General features: G+C 60.5%; 20 protein-coding genes. 12 read left to right on the forward strand and 8 right to left on the reverse strand.

Annotation, left to right across the window (positions count from 1 at the left end; all coding sequences use genetic code 11):
* Nucleotides 1–8: 8 nt before the first annotated feature.
* Nucleotides 9–593: a dioxygenase family protein gene (locus ACR9ZQ_RS01745; RefSeq protein WP_481426693.1), complete on the forward strand. Its 585-nt coding sequence runs from the start codon at nucleotides 9–11 to the stop codon at nucleotides 591–593.
* A 96-nt stretch (nucleotides 594–689) separates the two neighbouring features.
* Here ACR9ZQ_RS01745 and ACR9ZQ_RS01750 read toward each other — a convergent pair whose 3' ends face one another.
* A complete protein-coding gene (locus ACR9ZQ_RS01750) occupies nucleotides 690–1,430 on the reverse strand; it encodes an SDR family NAD(P)-dependent oxidoreductase (RefSeq protein ID WP_310390134.1) in 741 nt (246 codons plus the stop codon).
* Between the two features lie 79 nt (nucleotides 1,431–1,509).
* Here ACR9ZQ_RS01750 and ACR9ZQ_RS01755 point away from each other — a divergent pair, with 79 nt between their 5' ends.
* On the forward strand, nucleotides 1,510–2,190 hold the full coding sequence (locus ACR9ZQ_RS01755; RefSeq protein WP_310389908.1) for a TetR/AcrR family transcriptional regulator: 681 nt from the start codon (nucleotides 1,510–1,512) through the stop codon (nucleotides 2,188–2,190).
* Nucleotides 2,191–2,297: 107 nt separating this feature from the next.
* Here the strand turns inward: ACR9ZQ_RS01755 and ACR9ZQ_RS01760 are convergent, their stop codons facing one another.
* The 5 genes from ACR9ZQ_RS01760 to ACR9ZQ_RS01780 all read right to left on the reverse strand — a co-directional run bounded on the left by ACR9ZQ_RS01760 (nucleotide 2,298) and on the right by ACR9ZQ_RS01780 (nucleotide 7,032).
* Nucleotides 2,298–2,936: a class I SAM-dependent methyltransferase gene (locus tag ACR9ZQ_RS01760; RefSeq protein ID WP_481426694.1), complete on the reverse strand. Its 639-nt coding sequence runs from the start codon at nucleotides 2,934–2,936 to the stop codon at nucleotides 2,298–2,300.
* Complete coding sequence (locus tag ACR9ZQ_RS01765) at nucleotides 2,933–3,571, reverse strand: DedA family protein (protein ID WP_481426450.1); 639 nt, start codon at nucleotides 3,569–3,571, stop codon at nucleotides 2,933–2,935. Before ACR9ZQ_RS01765 ends, ACR9ZQ_RS01760 begins: the two co-directional genes overlap by 4 nt.
* 3 nt (nucleotides 3,572–3,574) lie before the next feature.
* Complete coding sequence (locus ACR9ZQ_RS01770) at nucleotides 3,575–4,558, reverse strand: oxidoreductase (protein ID WP_481426451.1); 984 nt, start codon at nucleotides 4,556–4,558, stop codon at nucleotides 3,575–3,577.
* A 255-nt stretch (nucleotides 4,559–4,813) separates the two neighbouring features.
* Nucleotides 4,814–5,665 (reverse strand): SDR family oxidoreductase, encoded by an 852-nt coding sequence (locus tag ACR9ZQ_RS01775; RefSeq protein ID WP_481426452.1) that lies wholly within the window; start codon nucleotides 5,663–5,665, stop codon nucleotides 4,814–4,816.
* Nucleotides 5,666–5,718: 53 nt separating this feature from the next.
* Nucleotides 5,719–7,032, reverse strand: a complete 1,314-nt coding sequence (locus ACR9ZQ_RS01780) for an MFS transporter (RefSeq protein ID WP_310389899.1) — start codon at nucleotides 7,030–7,032, stop codon at nucleotides 5,719–5,721.
* Nucleotides 7,033–7,195: 163 nt separating this feature from the next.
* Here ACR9ZQ_RS01780 and ACR9ZQ_RS01785 point away from each other — a divergent pair, with 163 nt between their 5' ends.
* Nucleotides 7,196–8,119, forward strand: coding sequence for an AraC family transcriptional regulator (locus ACR9ZQ_RS01785; RefSeq protein ID WP_481427267.1), 924 nt, complete (start codon nucleotides 7,196–7,198; stop codon nucleotides 8,117–8,119).
* Nucleotides 8,120–8,639: 520 nt separating this feature from the next.
* Here the strand turns inward: ACR9ZQ_RS01785 and ACR9ZQ_RS01790 are convergent.
* Nucleotides 8,640–9,548: a LysR family transcriptional regulator gene (locus ACR9ZQ_RS01790; protein ID WP_481426695.1), complete on the reverse strand. Its 909-nt coding sequence runs from the start codon at nucleotides 9,546–9,548 to the stop codon at nucleotides 8,640–8,642.
* A gap of 249 nt (nucleotides 9,549–9,797) precedes the next feature.
* On the opposite strand from ACR9ZQ_RS01790, the gene ACR9ZQ_RS01795 reads away from it, so the two are divergent.
* The 5 genes from ACR9ZQ_RS01795 to ACR9ZQ_RS01815 are packed head-to-tail and all read left to right on the forward strand — an operon-like array spanning nucleotide 9,798 to nucleotide 14,053.
* Entirely contained in the window at nucleotides 9,798–10,574 is a 777-nt protein-coding gene (locus ACR9ZQ_RS01795) for a 5-oxoprolinase subunit PxpA (RefSeq protein WP_481426696.1), read from the forward strand.
* A gap of 18 nt (nucleotides 10,575–10,592) precedes the next feature.
* The gene (locus tag ACR9ZQ_RS01800) at nucleotides 10,593–10,835 is read left to right on the forward strand and encodes an acetyl-CoA carboxylase (RefSeq protein WP_310384180.1); all 243 of its coding nucleotides are present in this window, start codon (nucleotides 10,593–10,595) and stop codon (nucleotides 10,833–10,835) included.
* Entirely contained in the window at nucleotides 10,832–12,217 is a 1,386-nt protein-coding gene (locus ACR9ZQ_RS01805) for an acetyl-CoA carboxylase biotin carboxylase subunit (RefSeq protein WP_481426697.1), read from the forward strand. The genes ACR9ZQ_RS01800 and ACR9ZQ_RS01805 overlap by 4 nt, the downstream gene beginning before the upstream one ends.
* Entirely contained in the window at nucleotides 12,217–13,092 is an 876-nt protein-coding gene (locus tag ACR9ZQ_RS01810) for a 5-oxoprolinase subunit B family protein (RefSeq protein WP_481426698.1), read from the forward strand. The genes ACR9ZQ_RS01805 and ACR9ZQ_RS01810 overlap by 1 nt, the downstream gene beginning before the upstream one ends.
* Entirely contained in the window at nucleotides 13,082–14,053 is a 972-nt protein-coding gene (locus ACR9ZQ_RS01815; RefSeq protein ID WP_481426699.1) for a 5-oxoprolinase subunit C family protein, read from the forward strand. Before ACR9ZQ_RS01810 ends, ACR9ZQ_RS01815 begins: the two co-directional genes overlap by 11 nt.
* Before the next feature lie 22 nt (nucleotides 14,054–14,075).
* Here the strand turns inward: ACR9ZQ_RS01815 and ACR9ZQ_RS01820 are convergent, their stop codons facing one another.
* Nucleotides 14,076–15,095 (reverse strand): GntR family transcriptional regulator, encoded by a 1,020-nt coding sequence (locus ACR9ZQ_RS01820; RefSeq protein WP_310384187.1) that lies wholly within the window; start codon nucleotides 15,093–15,095, stop codon nucleotides 14,076–14,078.
* A 548-nt stretch (nucleotides 15,096–15,643) separates the two neighbouring features.
* Here ACR9ZQ_RS01820 and ACR9ZQ_RS01825 point away from each other — a divergent pair.
* From ACR9ZQ_RS01825 to ACR9ZQ_RS01840, 4 genes are read left to right on the forward strand one after another with little or no spacing between them, the layout of a single operon-like run.
* Nucleotides 15,644–16,732, forward strand: coding sequence for an ABC transporter ATP-binding protein (locus ACR9ZQ_RS01825; RefSeq protein WP_481426700.1), 1,089 nt, complete (start codon nucleotides 15,644–15,646; stop codon nucleotides 16,730–16,732).
* Nucleotides 16,733–16,769: 37 nt separating this feature from the next.
* Entirely contained in the window at nucleotides 16,770–17,669 is a 900-nt protein-coding gene (locus ACR9ZQ_RS01830; RefSeq protein WP_310384191.1) for an ABC transporter permease, read from the forward strand.
* A 1-nt stretch (nucleotide 17,670) separates the two neighbouring features.
* On the forward strand, nucleotides 17,671–18,516 hold the full coding sequence (locus ACR9ZQ_RS01835) for an ABC transporter permease (protein ID WP_310384193.1): 846 nt from the start codon (nucleotides 17,671–17,673) through the stop codon (nucleotides 18,514–18,516).
* Nucleotides 18,516–19,253: an SDR family NAD(P)-dependent oxidoreductase gene (locus ACR9ZQ_RS01840; protein WP_310384195.1), complete on the forward strand. Its 738-nt coding sequence runs from the start codon at nucleotides 18,516–18,518 to the stop codon at nucleotides 19,251–19,253. The genes ACR9ZQ_RS01835 and ACR9ZQ_RS01840 overlap by 1 nt, the downstream gene beginning before the upstream one ends.
* Nucleotides 19,254–19,255: the final 2 nt, after the last annotated feature.

Genomic DNA, 19,255 nt, shown 5'->3' on the forward strand with positions numbered 1-19,255 from the left:
GGCCAGCCTTGCCTTCCACCAGACGTTCGCTTCTGACTGCCTTTCTGACGCTCCCTCTTATTGACGTAGCGAGAATGAACGCGTTTGCGCGGGCCGCTCCCGAACTGCCGCTCACCCCTGCATGTGACAATGAAGACGAGCTGACGCTCGAACGGGAAGCCGGTCCCTTCTTCAAGCCGAACTCACCGGTCAATCGGGATCTCTATCCGGATGCGCCCGGAGGGGAGCGAATAACCGTCGCGGGTTTCGTGCTCGACAATCGCTGCCGGCCGCTCGGCGGCAGTCTCGTCGAAATCTGGCACGCGGACGAAAACGGCGACTATGACAGCGTGGGTTTCCGTCTGCGCGGACACCAGTTCACCAATTCCCAAGGGCGCTGGTGGTTCAACACTATCGTGCCCGCGCTTTATCCCGGCCGTACGCGGCATTTCCATTTCAAGGTTCAACGCCCCGGTGGGCGCGTCCTCACCACTCAACTCTATTTTCCCGGAGAGGCCAGAAATGCGGGAGATAGGCTGTTTGACGAAGCGCTGCTCCTCGAAATCAAGCAAACCGGTGACGGAAGCTTCGGGCGGTATGACTTCGTGACCTGACAGAAGACAGCCGCCGGAGAGGATAGGGTTCAGTTGCGATACGAGCTGAAAGCCGGATGCCGTAAGACACGACGTCCGGACAACGCGAGGCCAAGATCAGGCGTTGAAGCCTGCATCTACACTGAGAACTGCACCCGTAATCAGATTTGCACCTGGACCTGCCAGAAACGCGACGGCGCTGGCGACTTCGCGGGGCTCGCCAAACCGGCCGAGCGATGTGAGGCTCCGCTGATAATCGGCATTCTCGCCATTGGCCGGGTTCATGTCCGTGTCCGTTGAACCGGGGAGAACAAGATTGACGGTGATGCCGTGAGGCCCGAGTTCGCGCGAAAGGCCTCGCGTGAAGGACAGTAGCGCCGACTTCGACATGGCATAGGTCGTCACGCCCGGGAAAGGCACGCGCTCCGCCAGAGAGGAGCCGATCGAGATGATCCGGCCTCCGGATGACAAATGTGGGATCGCCGCCTGAGCGAAGAGGACGGGCGCGCGAACGTTGACGTCAAGCATGGCCTGCAGGTCGGCGAGTGCCAGATCCGCGGTCATGCCGCCGGTTCCGATGCCGGCACTGTTGACGAGAATATCGAGCCCTCCAAGGGTGTCCACCGTCTCGCTCACGGCGCGACGGATGGCGTCCGGGTCGGCGCTGTCGGCCTGAATGGCAAGCCCGCGCCGGCCTTTTTCCACGATCGTCTGAGCCACTGATGCAGCCCTGTCTGCCGAGCGTTGATAGGTGAACGCGACATCTGCGCCCTTCTCGGCGAGCGCAATCGCGATCGCGGCACCTATACCCCGGGAACCACCATTCACCAGGGCACGCTTTCCAAGCAATTCCATCATCATTTCCTTTATGCAGTGATCGATGCATAAATAGGTAGCGGCATTGCAAATGGTCGTCAACTGATTTATGCAGTGGTCGATGCACAATGATGTTTCAATCTACCCCAACCGCTCAGAGCCGACCCGCCGCTCACGCGGGCGCCCGCGGGAATTCGACCGCCAAGCCGCGCTTGCAGCGGCGACACGGCTGTTCTGGATCAAGGGTTATGAGGCGACCTCGATTGCGGACCTGACGGAAACAATGGGGATCGGGACAAAGAGCCTTTATGCGGCCTTCGGCTCGAAGGATGCGCTCTATGCGGAGGCGCTCAAATATTACTACACAACGTACGAAGGGTTGGTCTGGACCCGCTTCAGGGCTGCTTCGACAGCGAGGCAGGCCGCACTGCTCTTTCTCCAGGATTCGGCGATCGCCATGACCGGTGGAGATCTCGATCTACCCCATGGGTGCATGGCGACGCTCGCGACCGTGGGCAGCGAAGGACATGCCGAACTGGACGAACTCATGCGCGCGACCCGCGCCGGCGGCTTCGACCTCCTCAAGGCCCGCTTCGACAGGGCGAAGAGCGACGGTGACCTCAAGGCCACGGCAGACACGACCAAACTGGCGAGATTCGTGCAAACGGTGCAAAGTGGGATGGCGATCCGCGCCCGCGACGGAGCGGATCGCGATGAACTCCATGCTGTGGCGGAAATTGCGCTTTCTGGCTGGGACCATATCACCGGCACCATCGATCACCGGATGCAGGGCAAGGCGTAATCCCATTGACTGAGTGCTGAAGGAATGCTTCAGGCTGTACTGGAATGTCCGGTGCTCGCCGGATTCAGCCGGAACAGGAATAGCAATGCAGGTGGAGCTGCTGCTCGCTAGGATGGAGCTTTCTGGCCATCGAACATTAGATCCTGATGCGCCGGTTCGAATGTTCTCCGCGGTCGTCGTCGGCTGATACGGTAGACGGCCGCAGGAGGGATATTGGCGAAGGTCCAGCCGATATACGTCGCCTTCAGGCCCAGACGGTCGAGCAAAGGTCTGGCGATCGGGCATCGCGGGCCATAAGTGAATTGGTAGAACGCTCCACCCGGGCGAAGATGCGAGAACGCCCCCTCCAGGATAGCATGCACTTTGCGCAATGGCATCGATAGAAGAGGAAGTCCGCTGACGACAGCACCCACAGGGGCAAAGGCATGAAGCGGCAACTTGCGCAACTGTGTAGCATCCATCTGGACGGTTTTTGCGGTTGGGAAGCGATCGCTAAGTTGGTTGGCAAACTCAGCACCATACTCGACCAGCACGAGATTTTCTTCAGCGACACCTCGATTCAGCAATGCTTCCGTAAAAACGCCTGTTCCCGGACCCAGCTCAATGACTGTGCCTGTGTCCGCAGAAATTTCGGTCGTCATGAGTGAAGACAACGCGCGTCCTGATGGCGTAACCGAGGCGACGCGAAGGGGAGCGGAAAGCCACGCCCGAAAAAACAAAAAGGCATCAGCAGTCCCGTTCGTCATCGCTCGCTGGCTCCCGGAGTAACGCGCACCGCATATCGTCGCTGAAGCCGCCATACCAAGGCCACAAGTCCCTCTGCGACAACAAGCAGGATCAGTATCTTCAGTGCGAGCGCGGATGAATTGATACCCGGAATGACCAAAACAGCGAGATAACCTGCGGCGATGAACAAGCCGTTCCACAAGACTATGCCGACTGCTACGCCAGCGACAAACCGCAGCGTACTTGTGCCCAAAAGCCCCGCCGCGACCGGCGCGATCAGCCGCACAGTGGGAATGAGTTGCGACAGGATCGTCAGCGCTTGTTCCCGGTCGCGCAGGGAGGACAATGTCCAATTGATACGCGGCCGCGACATACCCATCCATCCGCTCACCGAGTAAAGAAGCGCTTTAGACCGCTTTTGGCCGACTGCTCGTACGAGAAGGTAGAGACCGAGTGCTCCAATGGAACTTCCGACCGTCGTCCCGATGACGGCAGTTTGAAGCGACCAGACCTCGTCGTCGGCCGCGATACCGATGGCGACGAGAACGCCATAGGAGGGCAGGGCAGGCAAGAAACGCTCCGCCAGACCGATCGCGAAGAGACCGAATATGCCGTATATCGCAATCCAGTCGACAAGATTTCCGAGCGGGTCCATCTCTTACCCCTCCCGCGCGATCGTTGTCGCGCCTGGGCCAGAGAGCTCTGGAGTGGGAGCCTGGGCATTGAACGAAATGCCCGTGAGTTTTTCCGAGATTTCCCACAGCTTGTGCGCCACATGCTTTTCCATCGCCCGGCGCGGAATTTGTGCTTCCGTTGGATGTCCACGGGTCTCGCTGAGCCTATCGGGACCGTAATAGCCGCCGCCTCGGGCCTCTGGGGACGTGGCTGCAAACAACGTCGGCAGCGCACCCTGTGCAACGGGCTGGAATAAAAACCACAAGAACGTCCTGAGGAGGCCTTGAGCACTGTGGCGCCCAGGGGCATTGTGAAGCAGATCGGTGCGCGACACGCCTGGGTGGGCAGCGATACTGGTGACACCCCAGCCTGCCTCTTCACTTTGCCGTTGCAATTCGAAAGCAAACATCAAGCAAGCCAGCTTCGACTGACCGTAGGCAAGCATCGGCTTATAGTGCCGCTCCCATTGCAGATCGTCGAAGTTGATTGCGGCGCTTGCGCTTCTAACAGCAACGCTGGAAAGCGTGACGACGCGTGGGGCTTGTCCAAGCTTGAGCAGCGGCAGCAGGTGGCCCGTCAGGGCAAAGTGGCCGAGATAGTTGGTGCCGAATTGCAGTTCGAAACCATCCTTCGTCGTCTGACGCGTCGGCGGCGTCATCACGCCGGCGTTGTTGATGAGCACATCGATGTGGTCGCGGGTTTCTTTCAGCCTCTTCGCAAGCGCCTCGATCGAAGCGAGGTTGCCGAGATCAACAATCTCCAGAGTGACCGATGCTTGGGGCGCCTGTTCCTTGATGCGACGGATCGCCTCGGCACCCTTCGTCGGATTGCGTCCTGCGATGATAACGTCGGCGCCAGATCGAGCCAGCGCAAGCGCGTCTTCGAAGCCCAGACCTCCGGTGCCGGTGATCAGGATCGTCCGGCCCTTTTGAGACGGCATATCGTCAAGTGTCCACGGCTGTGACATCAGCAAATCCTTCTGTTTCTGGTGGGACAAGATCGCCCGCCGAAGACGCATTGTTCAGGGGCGCGTCTTCGGCGGACAGGAGGCCGCCATGGGGTGAGGCGACCTTTCGCGCATCCGGACCGGGACGGTTCGGGGCCCGAGCCTATTCGATCGCGTTATAGGCTTGCCGCGACCTCACGCGTTCGCTGCATCCACGGCGAATATTCGGGTGCGATCCTGCTGGCTGCGAGGCAAGTTCGCCGCAGCGGTCATCCGTCATGCGATACCGCCGTTTGCAAAGACGTTTTGGCCATCGATCCACGCCCCGTCCTGCGAGCAGAGGAGCCCTATGACATTGGCGATATCTTCGGGCTGGCCCAGCCGACGAAGCGGCGTTGCTTCGGGTATGCCGCGAAGCGCTTCCTCCCCGTGCTGGCGCAGGAGTTGGGTATCGACAGCGCCTGGTGATATTGCATTGACCGAGATGTTACGGCCGCCCAGTTCCTTGGCGAGAACGTTTGAGTAGATCTCCTGCGCCGCCTTGGTTGCGGCATAAGCTGCCGTTCCGGGAGGGCTCATTTTGATGATGCTTGAGCTCAGGCTGATGATCCGGCCACCAACGCGGACCCGTCGCGACGCCTCGCGCAGGACATTGAAGCTTCCCTTGACGTTGGTGGCCATCATCCGGTCAAAGGCCGCGTCGGTCATTTCAGCGAACGGACCGACATTCATGATGCCGGCATTGTTGACCACCACGTCCACGCCGCCGAACGCCTCGTCATTGGCGTCGAATAGCGCCTTGACCGCGGCCGGGTCTGCAACGTCCCCCTGACGAACGATGGCACGACCGCCAGCCGCCTCGATGTCACGAACGACCGCTTCGGCAAGATCCCGGTTCGTCAGATAGTTCACCGTCACAGCATACCCGTCCCGCGCCAAGCGTCGTGCGGTCGCGGCGCCAATGCCGCGGGAAGAGCCAGTGACGATCGCACCACGCTTGTCACTTGGTTGAGCGATAGCGCCACTATCTGACGATTGGGCCGATGCAATGCCGCTCATGGCGATGGCGGATGGCACGGCCGCCGCCAGCGCGAGGAACGTGCGCCGGGAATTGTCTGTGTTGGACATTGGAATATCTCCTAAGAAGTTTCGAGTGTTCAGCCGGCAGCGGCGGTTTGCGGTCAGGGTTGGCGAAGGAAGGCGCCAACCCTTTGGTTTGCGATGAGGAGAGTGATGCCTGCCAGCATGGTCGACAAAGGCACGATCAACAAGCCAAGGCCGAGGCCGTTTGAAATATCGGCTGCGCTGGCAGCATCGCTGACAATGCCAACGATCAGAGGGCCAAGTGCAGGCCCGAGGAGGCCGCTTCCGATCATGACGAGGCTGGTCGCCTGCGCCTGACGTCCAGAACCGGCGATCAGATGCGCGGCGCCGAAGCCCCAGGGCAACATGAATGAAAATGACAGCATTCCAGGCACGAAGAGTGCAATGGCCATCCAGCCGGTCGGTGCAAACAGCGCCGCAGTTGTCGTTACGCTGGCGATCAAGAACAGAATTGCCGGCGGGCCGAGCACCTTGCCGGTGCCTGAGCGAACCGCGAAATCAAACCAGCGTCCGCCGCCCAAAGTCCCGATAATGCCCATCAACCCTTGCAACATGCCGAACGAAACGCCGACCTCCGTCGCGGTAAAACCATGGGTGCGGATCAGAAACGGTATGGAGAAGGCATAGAAAGGCGCGCCTGCGAAGCCCAGGAAAATAGTGCCCGCGAACAACCAGCGGAACGCCGGGGATGATAACAGGTCAAGGCTGGTTTGCAGAAAGGGTTCATTGCGAGAGGCGGTTGTCGGAAGTGGAGGGGTGGGACCGGCAACAACGATGGTCACCAGCCCGATCAGGATTCCAATAGCTCCAGCACCGATCAAAACGACGCGCCAGCCGAAAACATCTGCGATCGCGCCGCCGGCGGCAAAGCCCACCATGGTGCCCAACGGGATGCCCATTGCGAACAGGCCGATTGCCAGACCGCGTCGCTCCGGGCCAATTTTGCGGACGATGAGAGCGTGACCTGCCGGCACTGCGCCAGCCTCCCCGAACGCAACGCCGAAACGTGTGAGGGCGAGGAACATGAAACTGGCGGCAAAACCGCCGAGTGTCGTCATGACACTCCAGATCAGGACGCAGGACACCAATACGAGCCGGGGAGACCCCCGATCTGCCGCTCGGGCGAGCGGCAATGAGAGGAGTGCGTAGCAGACGGCAAACGCAAGGCCGGTGAGCAGGCCCATCTCCGTGTCGGTCAGTTCCAGATCCGCTTTGATCTTTTCCGCCAGGATGAACGGCAATATTCGATCGATCTGGGAGAACGCGTTGATCAGCAAAAGCACAATGCATACGGCGGCCATCCGCAGGCCTGTTACGTATTCCCTGTTGGACGCAATGGGCGGCGCTCGTGTCTCTAAGGGATCTATTGACCGGGCGACGATTTCTGTCATCTTGAGGTTCACTCCTCGCTTGGTTGCACCCTTAAGCTAGATGGAGTGTCCAATGACCAGAATGCCCGAACCTTCAAGAAACTTGCCTATTCCTGCAGGAGAGGCGATGATGCCGGCGAGGACCCACGTCTTACCGTGGCCTCTGAAACAGCCGGAGCCCCGTTTGAATTCTCCATTGCTATCAGCCGTAACGGCCTACATTGAAGACCAAGGTGGCGGGCAGGGCCTGTTTCCGACGGCCATAGAAGGCTTCAATATCGTCCGCTCGTTTCAGTCGATGATGCCCATGCGCAACATCTATCGGCCGTCGCTTTGCGTGGTGCTGGAGGGTGCGAAAGAGCTGCAATTTGGCGACGAGCATCTCAACTACCGCACCATGGAATGCTTGGTCGTCAGTGTCGGGGTCCCTGCGACCGGAAGAATCGTCGAGGCCAGCGCTGCAACGCCTTATGTTGGCGTCATGGTCGACTTTGATGTGGCGGCCGTAAGGGAACTCCTCGAACAATTAGAAGCGCTCCCTCTGCAGTCGGACGCATCAGGTCCATGCGCCTTCGTCGCGAAGGTCGATCAGCCCTTGGAAGATTGCATCCTTCGTCTCGTTCGGTTGCTGGCGACACCGAAAGCGATTCCTGTTTTGGCACCTTCGATCGTCCGGGAGATCTGCTACTGGTTGTTGAGCGGGCCGCATGGCGGCGAAATCTGCAAGCTGGCCTTGCCGGAGTCGAACATTGAGCGCGTCGTCAGAGCTGTATCAGTCCTGCATACCAATTTTGCAGAAACGCATCGGGTGGAAGAACTGGCTGAAATTGCGCGGATGAGTCCGTCATCGTTTCATCAACATTTTAAGGCGCTGACAGCTATGACACCTCTCCAGTTTCAGAAACAACTTCGCCTACTGGAGGCGCGCCAACTCATGGCAACCCAAGCTGCGAGTGTCGCCGAGGCCGCCTACAAAGTCGGATATGAGAGCGCTTCTCAGTTCAGTCGAGAATATTCGCGAGCCTTCGGTGTCGCACCCAAACAAGATGCCTTGAAACAACAACAACTCCAGGACCTATATGCTAGCCGTACCGTGCGTTCAGCGTAGTGCATTAGCGGAGCCGCCGATATAGGGAGAGTCAGCAGTACCACATGCGCCCTGTAAACTCCGTCGCCTCGGATTGCAGCTGGCTTCAATAAGCTTCCTTTGCGAGAGCTTTAGCAGCGAAGATTTGTCTCGATCACCTCAGGTGGCCAGATTAACGATTTCACCCACGGTGGTGGCTTCACGCGCATATTCCGCAAATCGTGAGTAGCTCCAGTGGCTTTTCCAAAAGGAGTCGCGTGGCGGCGGTTCGGGTTGGTTCAAGGCGAACACTAGAGCCATTGGTGTTTCAATAGAAGCATAGCCTGTGTGTGCTGCGGTCCTTCCACCCATGCGAAAACTACCGCCGCGCGGGCCGTCACCGCCGATCTCCACGCTCTTCCGACAGATCGCGAGCCATTGAATTTCTCCGTCTAGGTCGAGGTCTTGAATTAAACCGCAAAGATGTTTCCGCTAAAACTCCACGCCTTCGGACGGGATCGGCAGCTCAGCTCACTGACATGGTCGCTTGAAAGGGCAAAACTCATGCATTGGTACCCGGCAGGCCGAATGCCTGCTGAAAATACCGGCGAAAGGCATGCATAGCGGGTGTGAACTCGATATTGGCGCGCCAAGCGAGACCAACGTCCATCGGTGGCACGGGATCCTTGATATTGACGGTCTCGATCCGCCGGCCCTCCAGCGACCAGGGGCGGTGCACCATATCAGACAGGATGGCGACGCCGAGGCTGTTGGCAACCATCGAGCGCACGGCCTCGATCGACGAGGTGCGCAGCATCACCCGCGGCTGATAGGGCGTCGTGCTCCAGTACTTCAGCGATGAATAGGCCGCCTCGTCTACGGTCAACATGATATAGGGCTCCTCGGCGATATCCCGCAAACCGACGCCCACGCGCTTCAGCAGCGGATGCTGTGCCGGCACCCAAAGCCTGCGGATGGACCGCAAAAGCGTTTCCGTGGTGAGGGCGCTGTTGAGGATATTCGAGGTCAGCAGCACCGAAATGTCGTAGCGGTTGGCAAGCAGGCCTTCCTCGATCAACTCGCGGTTCACCTCGTAGAGTTGGATTCGGAGCTTGGGATAGAGCCGGCGCATGCGTTCGATGTGGAGCGGCAGGAAATAGCCGATAACGGTGTAGGTTGCTGCGACCGTCAGATCTCCTTCGAGATCGCCGCTAACATAGTTCAGATGCGTTGCCTCATCGACCTTGGCGAGGATCTCGTAAGCATAGGAAAGAAACTGCCGGCCGGCGGCGGTAAGCTCCATGCCCTGCGGCGTGCGGATGAAAAGAGAAACGCCGATCGATTTTTCCAGCTCCTTGATTGCAGTCGTCACTGCCGACTGCGATATCGAGAGCTGTGTGGCCGCATAGGAAATCTGTCCCTGTTCGGCCGTTGCGACGAAATAGCGGAGCTGCCGGAAGCTGAGGCTCATCGTCTATATCTCCCATCGAAATATCTGAAATCGGCGTAAATAAATCTGATCGAGTGCATTTGTTTCGTGCTCGAGCCTCGCGCATTAGAGGCGAAATCTAGCCAAGCTATTGAACTCTACCACTTATCTGTTGCCTGAGATTTAGGCGCATGTATCTGATTTATCGATAATGATGACCTAAAAATTGAATTTTTCAAATCCTGTTTTGTCGCGTAGCGTTTTACCAAGGGACAAAAGCGGATAGACAGTTTGAAGAGCATCATCGACATCAACTGCGATATGGGAGAAGCCTTCGGCCGCTGGCGGATCGGCGATACGAAGGATTCGCTGCTGATCTCCCACATCAGCTCGGCCAATATCGCCACCGGCTTCCATGCCGGCGATCCGAATCTCATCAACGAGACCGTTGCACTTGCCGCCGCCCATGGCGTCGGGGTCGGCGCCCATCCCGGCTATAACGACTTGCAGGGCTTCGGTCGCCGCAAGATTGTCGGCAGCAGCAAGGAGCTCGTCAACGACATCATCTATCAGGTGGGGGCTCTGCGCGAGTTCGCCCGCCGCCACAGCGTGCCGGTGCAGCATGTCAAGCCGCATGGAGCGCTCTACATGGAGATGGCGGTCAATCCGGATTTGGCGCAGATCTTCGTCCAGTATATGCGCACCGTCTCGCCCAACGCCTTTGTCTTCTGCATGGGCGGCTCGGCGACGCACAGGGCAGCGCTTGATGCGGGACAGCCGGTCGTGCGCGAGTTCTATGCAGATCGCGACTACGACGACAGCGGCTCGATCGTCTTTACCCGCGATGCCGGCCGTCCCGATCCGATGGTGCTGGCCCAGAAAGTGCTGCGCGCCTGCCAGGAGGGCAAGGTCCGCACGGTCACGGGCAAGGACATCGACATCGAATTTGAATCCATCTGCTTTCATTCCGATACGCTCGGCGCGCTCGATATCGTTCTAAGCGTGCGCGAGCTGCTGGTCGGCGCCGGTATCCGGATCGCGCCGGTGTCGCAGATCCTTGGCCACTAGACTTTGCGGAGACCGACCATGAGCAAGATTGAAATCCGTTCACCACTCCCGGGCACCTTCTACCGGGCTTCCGCGCCGGATGCGCCGCCTTTCAAAGCGGATGGCGACGATGTCACCGAGGCCGATACGATCGGCGTCATCGAGGTCATGAAGACATTCCAGGAGGTTCCAGCCGGTGTTGCCGGCAAGGCGATTACCTTCCTCGTCGACAATGAGGAGCCTGTCATGGCCGGACAGGTCATCGCGGAGGTCGTAGCATGACGATCGGCTCGGTGCTTGTCGCCAATCGCGGGGAAATTGCGGTTCGCGTCATCAAGGCGGCGAAGGCGCTCGGCATCCGGACCGTGCAGGCGTATAGCGCAGCAGACACGGACATGCTGGCCGTGAAGTTGGCCGATGAGGCGGTAAACATCGGCCCGCCGGCGCCCAAGAAATCCTATCTGAACATCGAGGCGGTCATTGCCGCCGCCAAGGCGGCCGGCGTCGATGCCGTGCATCCGGGCTATGGCTTTCTGTCCGAAAACGGCGACTTCGCCGATGCGGTGCGCGATGCCGGCATGATCTTCATCGGCCCGCCCGGCGATGCGATCCGCACGCTCGGTGACAAAGTGGCGGCGCGGCAGGTGGCAAAACGTGCGGGCTTACCAACGGTGCCCGGCAGCGACGGGCGGGTCGCCGGGCTCGACAACGCGCGTTTGCTCGCAGCCGAGATCGGTTTTCCTGTCATGATCAAGGCGGCGGCGGGCGGCGGCGGACGTGGCATCCGGATCGTCGGCAACATCGCTGAGTTGGAGCAGCAGTTTCCGTTGGCTTCGGCCGAGGCGCTGGCCGCCTTCGGCGACGGCGGACTTTATATGGAAAAGGTCATCCGCCGCGCCCGACACGTCGAGGTGCAGATTTTCGGCGACGGACGGAATTTCGTGCATTTCTTCGAACGCGAATGCTCGTTGCAGCGGCGGCGCCAGAAGGTGTGGGAAGAGGCACCCGCCTTCCTGCTGCCTGCCGACATGCGCGAACGGCTTTGCATGAGCGCCGTGGCGCTGGCGCGCGAGGTCGGCTATCGCGGCGCCGGCACGGTCGAGTATCTTTACGACGCCGAAACGGGCGCCTTTTATTTCATCGAGGTCAACACCCGCATCCAGGTCGAGCATCCCGTGACCGAGATGATGACCGGGTTCGATCTGGTGCAGGAAATGTTCAAGGTCGCGGGTGGTGCGGCCCTGTCGGTCGCACAGCGAGACATCGTGGCCCGCGGCCATGCGATCGAGTGCCGCATCAATGCCGAGGACCCATTCAAGGCCTTCCAGCCATCGCCGGGCACGATCACGTTGCTGTCCGTCCCGGAAGGAGAAGGGATCCGCTTCGATACGATGCTCTATGAAGGCTACACGATCCCGCCCTTTTATGATTCCCTGCTCGGCAAGCTCATCGTGCACGCGCAGACACGCGAGACCTGCCTCGAAAAGCTCGCCACGGCGCTCACAGCACTGGCGATCGAAGGCGTACCGACGACAGTGCCGATGCACCTGGCACTCGCCCGTGACGCAAGTGTCGCCAAGGGTGCCGTTCACACTCGCTTTCTCGAACAATGGCTGGAGCAGGATTTTCCCGCACTGGCCGGCCGGACCCAGGAGGTTGCCTGATGCCCGCACGATATACGTTTGGCGGTGACGAACACCTCTTCGTCGAGTGCAGCAACGAGATGTCGCTAGAGGCATTCTTCAAGAGCCTGTCCATGGCGAGAGCGGTCCGGGAAAGCCAGATCAAGGGTGTTAGCGAGATCTGCCCGGCCAACGCGTCGTTCCAGGTGAGGTTCAATCCCGATCTCATCAAGCCGGACGACATCCTGCGGGAGGTCAAGGCGATCGAGGGCGTGGCGGAAAATTCCGAGCCGGTCCTGAAGACCCGCATTATCGAGATCCCGGTCTTCTACAATGATCCGTGGACGCATGAGACGCTGATGCGTTTTCGTGAGAGGCATCAGGAGCCCGGCGGAACGGATCTCGACTATGCCGCTCAAATCAACGGCTACGGCGGCGTCGACGATTTCATTACCGCACATGCCGGTTCTCCCTGGTTCGTGTCGATGGTCGGGTTCGTGGCTGGGCTGCCCTTCATGTACCAGATGGTAGAGCGGCAGCGGCAGATCGAAGTGCCGAAATATCTGAGGCCACGCACCGATACGCCCAAACTGACGGTCGGCCATGGTGGCTGCTTTAGCTGCATCTATTCGGTGCGTGGCGCCGGCGGCTACCAGATGTTCGGCGTCACGCCGATGCCGATCTTCGACCCGACGCAGCAAACGAGTTACCTGCGCGATTTCATGGTGTTCTTCCGTCCCGGCGACATCGTCAAGTTCAAGCCGGTCGATCGCGACAGATACGACACGGCGGTCGAGCAGGTCGACAAAAGGCTCTTCAGCCCGCCGATCCGTGAGGTCCGGTTCGATCTGCGCGAATTCAGCAAGGACATCGACGGTTACAACGCCGCACTGGAGGGCATTCTCAATGACCATTAAGGTGCTGCACCCGGGATTATCGACGAGCGTCCAGGATCTCGGCCGTCCCGGCTATTTCCACCTCGGCATCCCGATCGGTGGTGCCATGGACCGCTACGCCATGCGTGCCGCCAATCTGCTCGTCGGCAACGAGGAAGGGGCAGCGGGTCTGGAGGCGGTCTTCATGGGGCCAAAGCTTGAATTTGCCGAGGATCGGCTCGTGGCCGTCACCGGTGCCGACATGCCGGCCAAGGTCGACGGCGTGGCGCAGCCCGGCTGGACCGCTTTCAAGGTCAGGGCGGGCCAGGTGTTGAGCTTCGACTTCCTGAAATCCGGCGCGCGCATCCTGATTGCGGTCGCAGGCGGTATCGACGTGCCGGAAGCGCTTGGCAGCCGGTCCACCTATCCGATCGGTGCACTCGGCGGCTACAAGGGCAGGGCACTGATGGCCGGTGACGAACTGCCTGTCGGAAAAGCCGACCTTGCCGAAGACGGAAAAAGCGTCGCCGAAGAGTTGCGCCGTAACGTAGCAACGCCGGCGGAGCTTCGCGTACTGCCGGGGCTCTACTGGGACCGGCTGACCGATGCGGCCAAGGCAAGCTTCTTCGCCGACGAATGGAAAGTGGCGCCTGAGGCCGACCGCATGGGCTACCGCTTTCGTGGCGGGCGCAAGCTCGAGTTCCTTGACCGCAAGCAGCCCTTCGGCGCCGGTTCCGATCCGTCGAACATCGTCGATAGCTGCTACCCCTACGGCTCGATTCAGGTGCCGGGCGGGACGGAGCCGATTATCCTCCATCGCGACGCGGTCTCGGGCGGCGGCTACTTCATGGTCGGCACGGTGATTTCGGCGGACATGGACCTCATCGGTCAGTTGCAGCCGCATACGCCGGCGCGGTTCGTCGAGGTAACGATGGACCAGGCGCTGAAGGCGAGGGCCGATCAGGCGAAGCTGCTCGACCGTCTCCGCCAAAGCTTATCATGAGGTGACGATGATGGCTGGCCGATCACTCGACGCGCGTCAGGTAATCGGCGGTCACGCTCGGACCGGGAATGATGGCGACGATCTTCATCTGGGCGATCATGCGCTTCATGGAGGCGTCGAGATGCGTCTCCAGCATGGCGGCGGCAGCGTCGACGGCGCCGCGCATGAGAAGCTCGACGATAAGCCGCATCTCGGTAATGGCGGTCGGATCATCAGGCAGGCCGAGATGACGCAGCAGCCGCTCGGCAGCGTTGACGGGGAGCAGGTTGTTGCGGATCAGCTCCCGTGTCTTCTCGTTCGACGTCGTCAGCACGCAGATGTCGATCATCTGTTCCTGAAGCTCCTCGAGTTTCTCCAGGTGGTCGACCGGCTGCGAAGCTTCGAGACCGGCCAGGCGGGTGAAGAGTTCGGTCAGGCGTTCGCGGTCGACGGCAGTAGCGCCAGCCTTGAGCGCCGAGGGCTCCAGCATGCGTCGGAGCGTGAAATGATCCTTGATCGTCTGGGCCGTGAGCGGGCCGGCGATCCAGTGGGAACTCTGGTTCTTCCGGACGAGGCCACGTTCCTGCAGACGGCTCAGGACGTCGCGTACAACCGTACGGCTGACCTTGAAATGATTGGCGAGCTCAATCTCGATGATGCGGTACTGGCCGAAGACGACGCAGCCGGCCACGTCGCGCTCCACCGTATTGTAGATGCGCGCCCAGGACGAGCGGCTCTGCAGCGCCTCGTCGGCATGTTGGGCGATGACAAGGCCGAGGGACTTGATATCAGTGCGGTTTGGGACGAGACCCGCATCCTGCGGACCGACCAGGAAGCCACGTCCCTGGAAGCGGTGGACGAGGCCGTCCGCCTCCAGACGAAGCAGGGCGCGCTGCACCGGTGCGCGGGACGTTTGGAGAATGTCGGCGATCGGCCCCTCGAGCAGAACCAGACCCAGCGGCAGCCGCCCGCCGACGATATTGTCTCGCAGGATGTGCTCGGCAATCTCGTACCGACGCTGGGCCGTCTGTGCTGGGAGATTGCGTATCATGAGGCGGGGCATCCTCCATCCAAGAGCGGATGGCAATAAAGCGGGAATTCTCTTTAGTCCATTTTGATAGTTCAGACTATGGCAAAATAAATGTCTTTTGCATACCAAAATTGCATTTGTGAGGTGGTGCTGAACGATGTGGTGCATCACGGCCATCCCGACCATTCTGCGTTGCAAATGGTCTAGACGGCGCGAGCCGCTGCACGACAACCGCGCATTTGGTGCAGAAATACGCGATTTTCAGCGGAAAAATGCTCAAAAACTGCGCAGGTTTGACGCGGCTTCGGATGCGTCGCTGTTCGCCCTTCCTCTCATCCAGTGCCGCCGCGCGTTGACGTATCCAAAAGGCCGGTTGTTTTAGACAAAAGTCTATTGAATACAAAAATCATTTATGTCATCAATTCAGCATAGGGATGCCGCCAGAAGCATTCCTGAGGTGAACGACAAAAAACGCCAGACTGCCGATCGATTTCCGCCGCGTGCTTTGCTGCACACGAACGGTTCCGGCTGCCGTTTCGCAAGGCGCGACGGCAGGGCGGGCGATCCGTGTCTGGCGCCAAATGGAGAGGCTCTTGTCTTCGGTTCTCAAGCTCGCAGGTGTCACCAAGACCTACGGTGTGCTGAACGCGCTCGCCGGCATCGACCTGTCGCTGCCGAACGACAGCTACGTTTCTCTTCTGGGGCCGAGCGGATCGGGAAAGACGACACTGTTGCGCGTCATCGCCGGCTTCGAGCAGCCGGACCTCGGCACGGTCATGTTCAAGGGGCAGCGGATCGAGACAATGCCGCCGCATCTGCGCGACATCGGTTTCGTGTTCCAGAATTTTGCCCTCTTTCCGCATCTGTCGGTCTCCGGAAACATTGCCTTCGGACTGGAAAATCGTGTCGAAAACCCCATAACCGATCCCGCCATCGTGCAGGCCCGGGTCAAGGACATGATCGCGCTTGTCGGTCTGTCGGGCCTGGAGGATCGCGGCGTTGCGCAGATTTCCGGTGGCCAGCGGCAGCGCGTGGCACTGGCACGCACGCTCGTCACCGAACCGTCGCTGGTGCTGCTCGACGAACCGCTTGGCGCGCTCGACGCCAATCTTCGCGCCCGCATGCGCGGCGAACTCAGGCTGATCCGCGAGCGCTGCGGCGTTACCTTCCTGCACGTGACCGGCAGCGAGAGCGAAGCGCTTGCCATGGGCGACATGGTGCTGGTGCTCGACAGCGGCCGAATTGCGCAGGCGGCAGACGCCGACACGATCTACAACCGACCGAAATCGCTGTCGGTAGCGGGCTTCCTCAACTGCTACAATCTCTTCGAAGGCCGGCTCGCCGGCGAGAGTTTCCTCGGGCCTTACGGTACCTTCCCACTCGACGACCAGCCGCAGTTCCGCGATGACCGCACGGGTTACGCCATCCGCTACGACCGTGTCGCGATCCGCCCGGCCGAAGCGCCGGTCGGCGACGACGAGGTGAAGATCGAGGCGACCTTCGTCGCCGACGAATATTCGGGCGCCGCGATCAACTCCTTCTTCTCGCTCGATGACGGCCGCGTCTTCGAGGTGGAATCGCACCTCAGTCGGAGCAAGCCGCCGTCCTGTACGCCTCACTCGCGCTACGCGCTCGTCTGGAAGCGCCGGGATGCCCTCGTTTACGCCTGACACTCTTGCCGCACAACGCGGGACGGGAGACTGATTGATGTCGATAAGTGCCACAACAGCCGAGACCGAAAGCGTCGTGAAACCGGTCAAGAAGGCATCCAGCAAGACGCTCTGGCTGTTGGCGCCGGGCGTCATCTGGATGCTGCTTTTCCTGGTGACGCCGATCATGATGATGGTCTACGTGTCCTTCTGGACGCAGACGACCTTCAAGATCACGCCTGATCTCACCATCAAGAGCTGGGTCACCTTCTTTACCACGGACACCTATCTCAGCGCTCTGTGGACGACCGTCAGGATCTGGTTGATCGTGCTCGTCTCGACGCTGGTCGTCGGTTACCCGGCAGCGCTCTATGTCGGTCTCTTCGTCAAGAACAAGACGATCCAGACGGCACTTCTCGTTCTCTGCGTCATCCCCTTCTGGACCTCTTTCCTGATCCGCGTGCTCGCCTGGCGGCCGATGCTGGGCAAGGAGGGGGCGATCAATCTCATCCTGCAGGGTCTAGGCATCATCAACCAGCCGATCGAGGTGCTGCTGTTTTCCGAGCTCTCGGTCATCATCGGCATGACGCAGATCTATTGTGTCTTCATGGTCGGGCCTATCGCCTTCATGATGGGCCGCATCGACCAGAGCGTCATCGAGGCGGCGCAGGATCTCGGTGCCGGCTTCTGGCGCATCTTCCGCACCATCATCCTGCCGCTCACCATGCCGGGCGTGGTGGTCGGTGCAATATTCGTCTCCGTCATGGTGCTCGGCGAGTTCGCGACGGCGGCGGCCCTCTCCGGCCGCAAGGTGAACCTTCTCGGCAACATCATTGTTACCCAGGTCGGGTCGCTGAAATGGGCTTTCGCTGCCGTCGTCGGCGTCGTGCTCACCGTGCTCATGGGCATTGTCGTCGCCGCGCTGCTGCGCGTCGTCGACCTCAGGAAGGAGCTCTGACATGCAGGCTGGTGGCATCAAGTTCTCCCTCGGCATCTACACGGCGCTCTTCCTCGTCTTTCTCTACGCGCCGATGGTGGTGCTCGCTATTCTATCCTTCCAGACGGGACCGGAAGGCGGACCGCAATTCCCGATCATCGAATGGTCGACCTATTGGTACAAGCATCTCTTCGGCCTGACGCCGCCATCGCGCATCGCACCTCTGCCGATCAACGAAGCCTTGGTGCGCTCGCTCGTACTCTCGGTGATGACGATGATCGTCTCCACCGTGCTCGGCGTCACCTCGGCGCAGGCCTTCCGTCGGCGCTTCCCCGGCTCAGGCGTCGTCTTCTACCTGATCGTTCTCGGCATGATGGTCCCCGGCGTTCTGGTCGGGCTCGGCATGGCGCTCGTCGCCAATGCGCTCGGCATCGACCGGCACTGGTGGGGAACGGCCTTCGTGCTGCACGTCGTCTACACCTATCCCTTCGCCTTTCTCGTCATGCTGGCGATCCTCAACCGCTTCGACCAGAGTGTGGAGGAGGCGTCGTGGTCGCTAGGCGTGTCGCCGGCACGCACCTTCCGCAAGGTGACGTTCCCGCTGATCTTTCCGGGCGTGCTCTCGGCCATGCTCTTTGCCTTCACCCTGTCCTATGACGAATTCTCGCGTACGCTGTTCGCATCCGGCCGCGACCTGACGCTGCCACTCGCCATTTACGGAACCTTCTCTGTGGAGGTGCATCCAAACGTCTTCGCCTTCGGCGTGCTGACGACGATCTTCTCCTTTGCGCTGCTCGGCATCTACGCCGTCCTCATGATGCTTTCCATACGCCGCGCCAAGCGTGTCGCGATCCAGGAGGAGGCGTGATGTCGATACCTGCAGCTATCGTCACGGGGGCAGGATCCGGCATCGGCCGCGCAATCGCAACCCGGCTGTCGCAGGACGGTTATGCCGTACTCGTCAACGATCTCCACCTCGACCGCGCGCAAGCGGTGGCCGAGGAGATCGCCGCTGCCGGCGGCACGGCGGCAGCGGCGGCTGGCGACGTCTCTGCCGAGACGGATACGGCGCGCGTCTACGAGGTCGCAGTCTCAGCCTTCGGCCATCCGCGACTGCTCGTAAATTGCGCGGGCATCGTCCATCAGGCGCTGTTCGAGAACCTCGAGGTCGCAGATTTCGACCGGATGTTTGCGATCCATGTGCGCGGCACCTTTCTGATGACCAAGCTCGCATTGCCATCAATGCTCGCTGCCGGGGAGGGGGTCATCGTCAACGTCGCGTCGCAGCTCGGCCAGATCGGCGGCATCGAGCTCGTCCATTATGCCGGCGCCAAGGCGGCGATCATCGGCATGACGAAATCGCTGGCCCGCGAGGTCTCGAGCCGCGGGGTGCGCGTCAATGCCGTCGCCCCCGGGCCGATCAACACGCCACTGGTGCGCGAACTCTCGCAGGAATGGCGCGTCCGCAAGGCCGCCGAGCTGCCGCTCGGCCGTTTCGGCGAGCCGGAAGAAGTTGCCGCCACCGTTTCGTTTCTCGCATCGCCTGCCGCCAGCCTGTTCGTCGGCCAAACGCTTGGCCCGAACTCCGGCGACGTCATGCTCTAGTC

The sequence above is a fragment of the Rhizobium sp. KNZ14-9A genome (genome assembly GCF_056755015.1).

What these genes read in the sequence shown, in the direction of transcription:
- ACR9ZQ_RS01750 (WP_310390134.1), bottom strand. Translation starts at nt 1,430, where the DNA reads ATGATGGAATTGCTTGGAAAGCGTGCCCTGGTGAATGGTGGTTCCCGG.
- ACR9ZQ_RS01755 (WP_310389908.1), top strand. Translation starts at nt 1,510, where the DNA reads ATGCACAATGATGTTTCAATCTACCCCAACCGCTCAGAGCCGACCCGC.
- ACR9ZQ_RS01760 (WP_481426694.1), bottom strand. Translation starts at nt 2,936, where the DNA reads ATGACGAACGGGACTGCTGATGCCTTTTTGTTTTTTCGGGCGTGGCTT.
- ACR9ZQ_RS01765 (WP_481426450.1), bottom strand. Translation starts at nt 3,571, where the DNA reads ATGGACCCGCTCGGAAATCTTGTCGACTGGATTGCGATATACGGCATA.
- ACR9ZQ_RS01770 (WP_481426451.1), bottom strand. Translation starts at nt 4,558, where the DNA reads ATGTCACAGCCGTGGACACTTGACGATATGCCGTCTCAAAAGGGCCGG.
- ACR9ZQ_RS01775 (WP_481426452.1), bottom strand. Translation starts at nt 5,665, where the DNA reads ATGTCCAACACAGACAATTCCCGGCGCACGTTCCTCGCGCTGGCGGCG.
- ACR9ZQ_RS01780 (WP_310389899.1), bottom strand. Translation starts at nt 7,032, where the DNA reads ATGACAGAAATCGTCGCCCGGTCAATAGATCCCTTAGAGACACGAGCG.
- ACR9ZQ_RS01790 (WP_481426695.1), bottom strand. Translation starts at nt 9,548, where the DNA reads ATGAGCCTCAGCTTCCGGCAGCTCCGCTATTTCGTCGCAACGGCCGAA.
- ACR9ZQ_RS01800 (WP_310384180.1), top strand. Translation starts at nt 10,593, where the DNA reads ATGAGCAAGATTGAAATCCGTTCACCACTCCCGGGCACCTTCTACCGG.
- ACR9ZQ_RS01805 (WP_481426697.1), top strand. Translation starts at nt 10,832, where the DNA reads ATGACGATCGGCTCGGTGCTTGTCGCCAATCGCGGGGAAATTGCGGTT.
- ACR9ZQ_RS01810 (WP_481426698.1), top strand. Translation starts at nt 12,217, where the DNA reads ATGCCCGCACGATATACGTTTGGCGGTGACGAACACCTCTTCGTCGAG.
- ACR9ZQ_RS01815 (WP_481426699.1), top strand. Translation starts at nt 13,082, where the DNA reads ATGACCATTAAGGTGCTGCACCCGGGATTATCGACGAGCGTCCAGGAT.
- ACR9ZQ_RS01820 (WP_310384187.1), bottom strand. Translation starts at nt 15,095, where the DNA reads ATGCCCCGCCTCATGATACGCAATCTCCCAGCACAGACGGCCCAGCGT.
- ACR9ZQ_RS01825 (WP_481426700.1), top strand. Translation starts at nt 15,644, where the DNA reads ATGGAGAGGCTCTTGTCTTCGGTTCTCAAGCTCGCAGGTGTCACCAAG.
- ACR9ZQ_RS01830 (WP_310384191.1), top strand. Translation starts at nt 16,770, where the DNA reads ATGTCGATAAGTGCCACAACAGCCGAGACCGAAAGCGTCGTGAAACCG.
- ACR9ZQ_RS01835 (WP_310384193.1), top strand. Translation starts at nt 17,671, where the DNA reads ATGCAGGCTGGTGGCATCAAGTTCTCCCTCGGCATCTACACGGCGCTC.
- ACR9ZQ_RS01840 (WP_310384195.1), top strand. Translation starts at nt 18,516, where the DNA reads ATGTCGATACCTGCAGCTATCGTCACGGGGGCAGGATCCGGCATCGGC.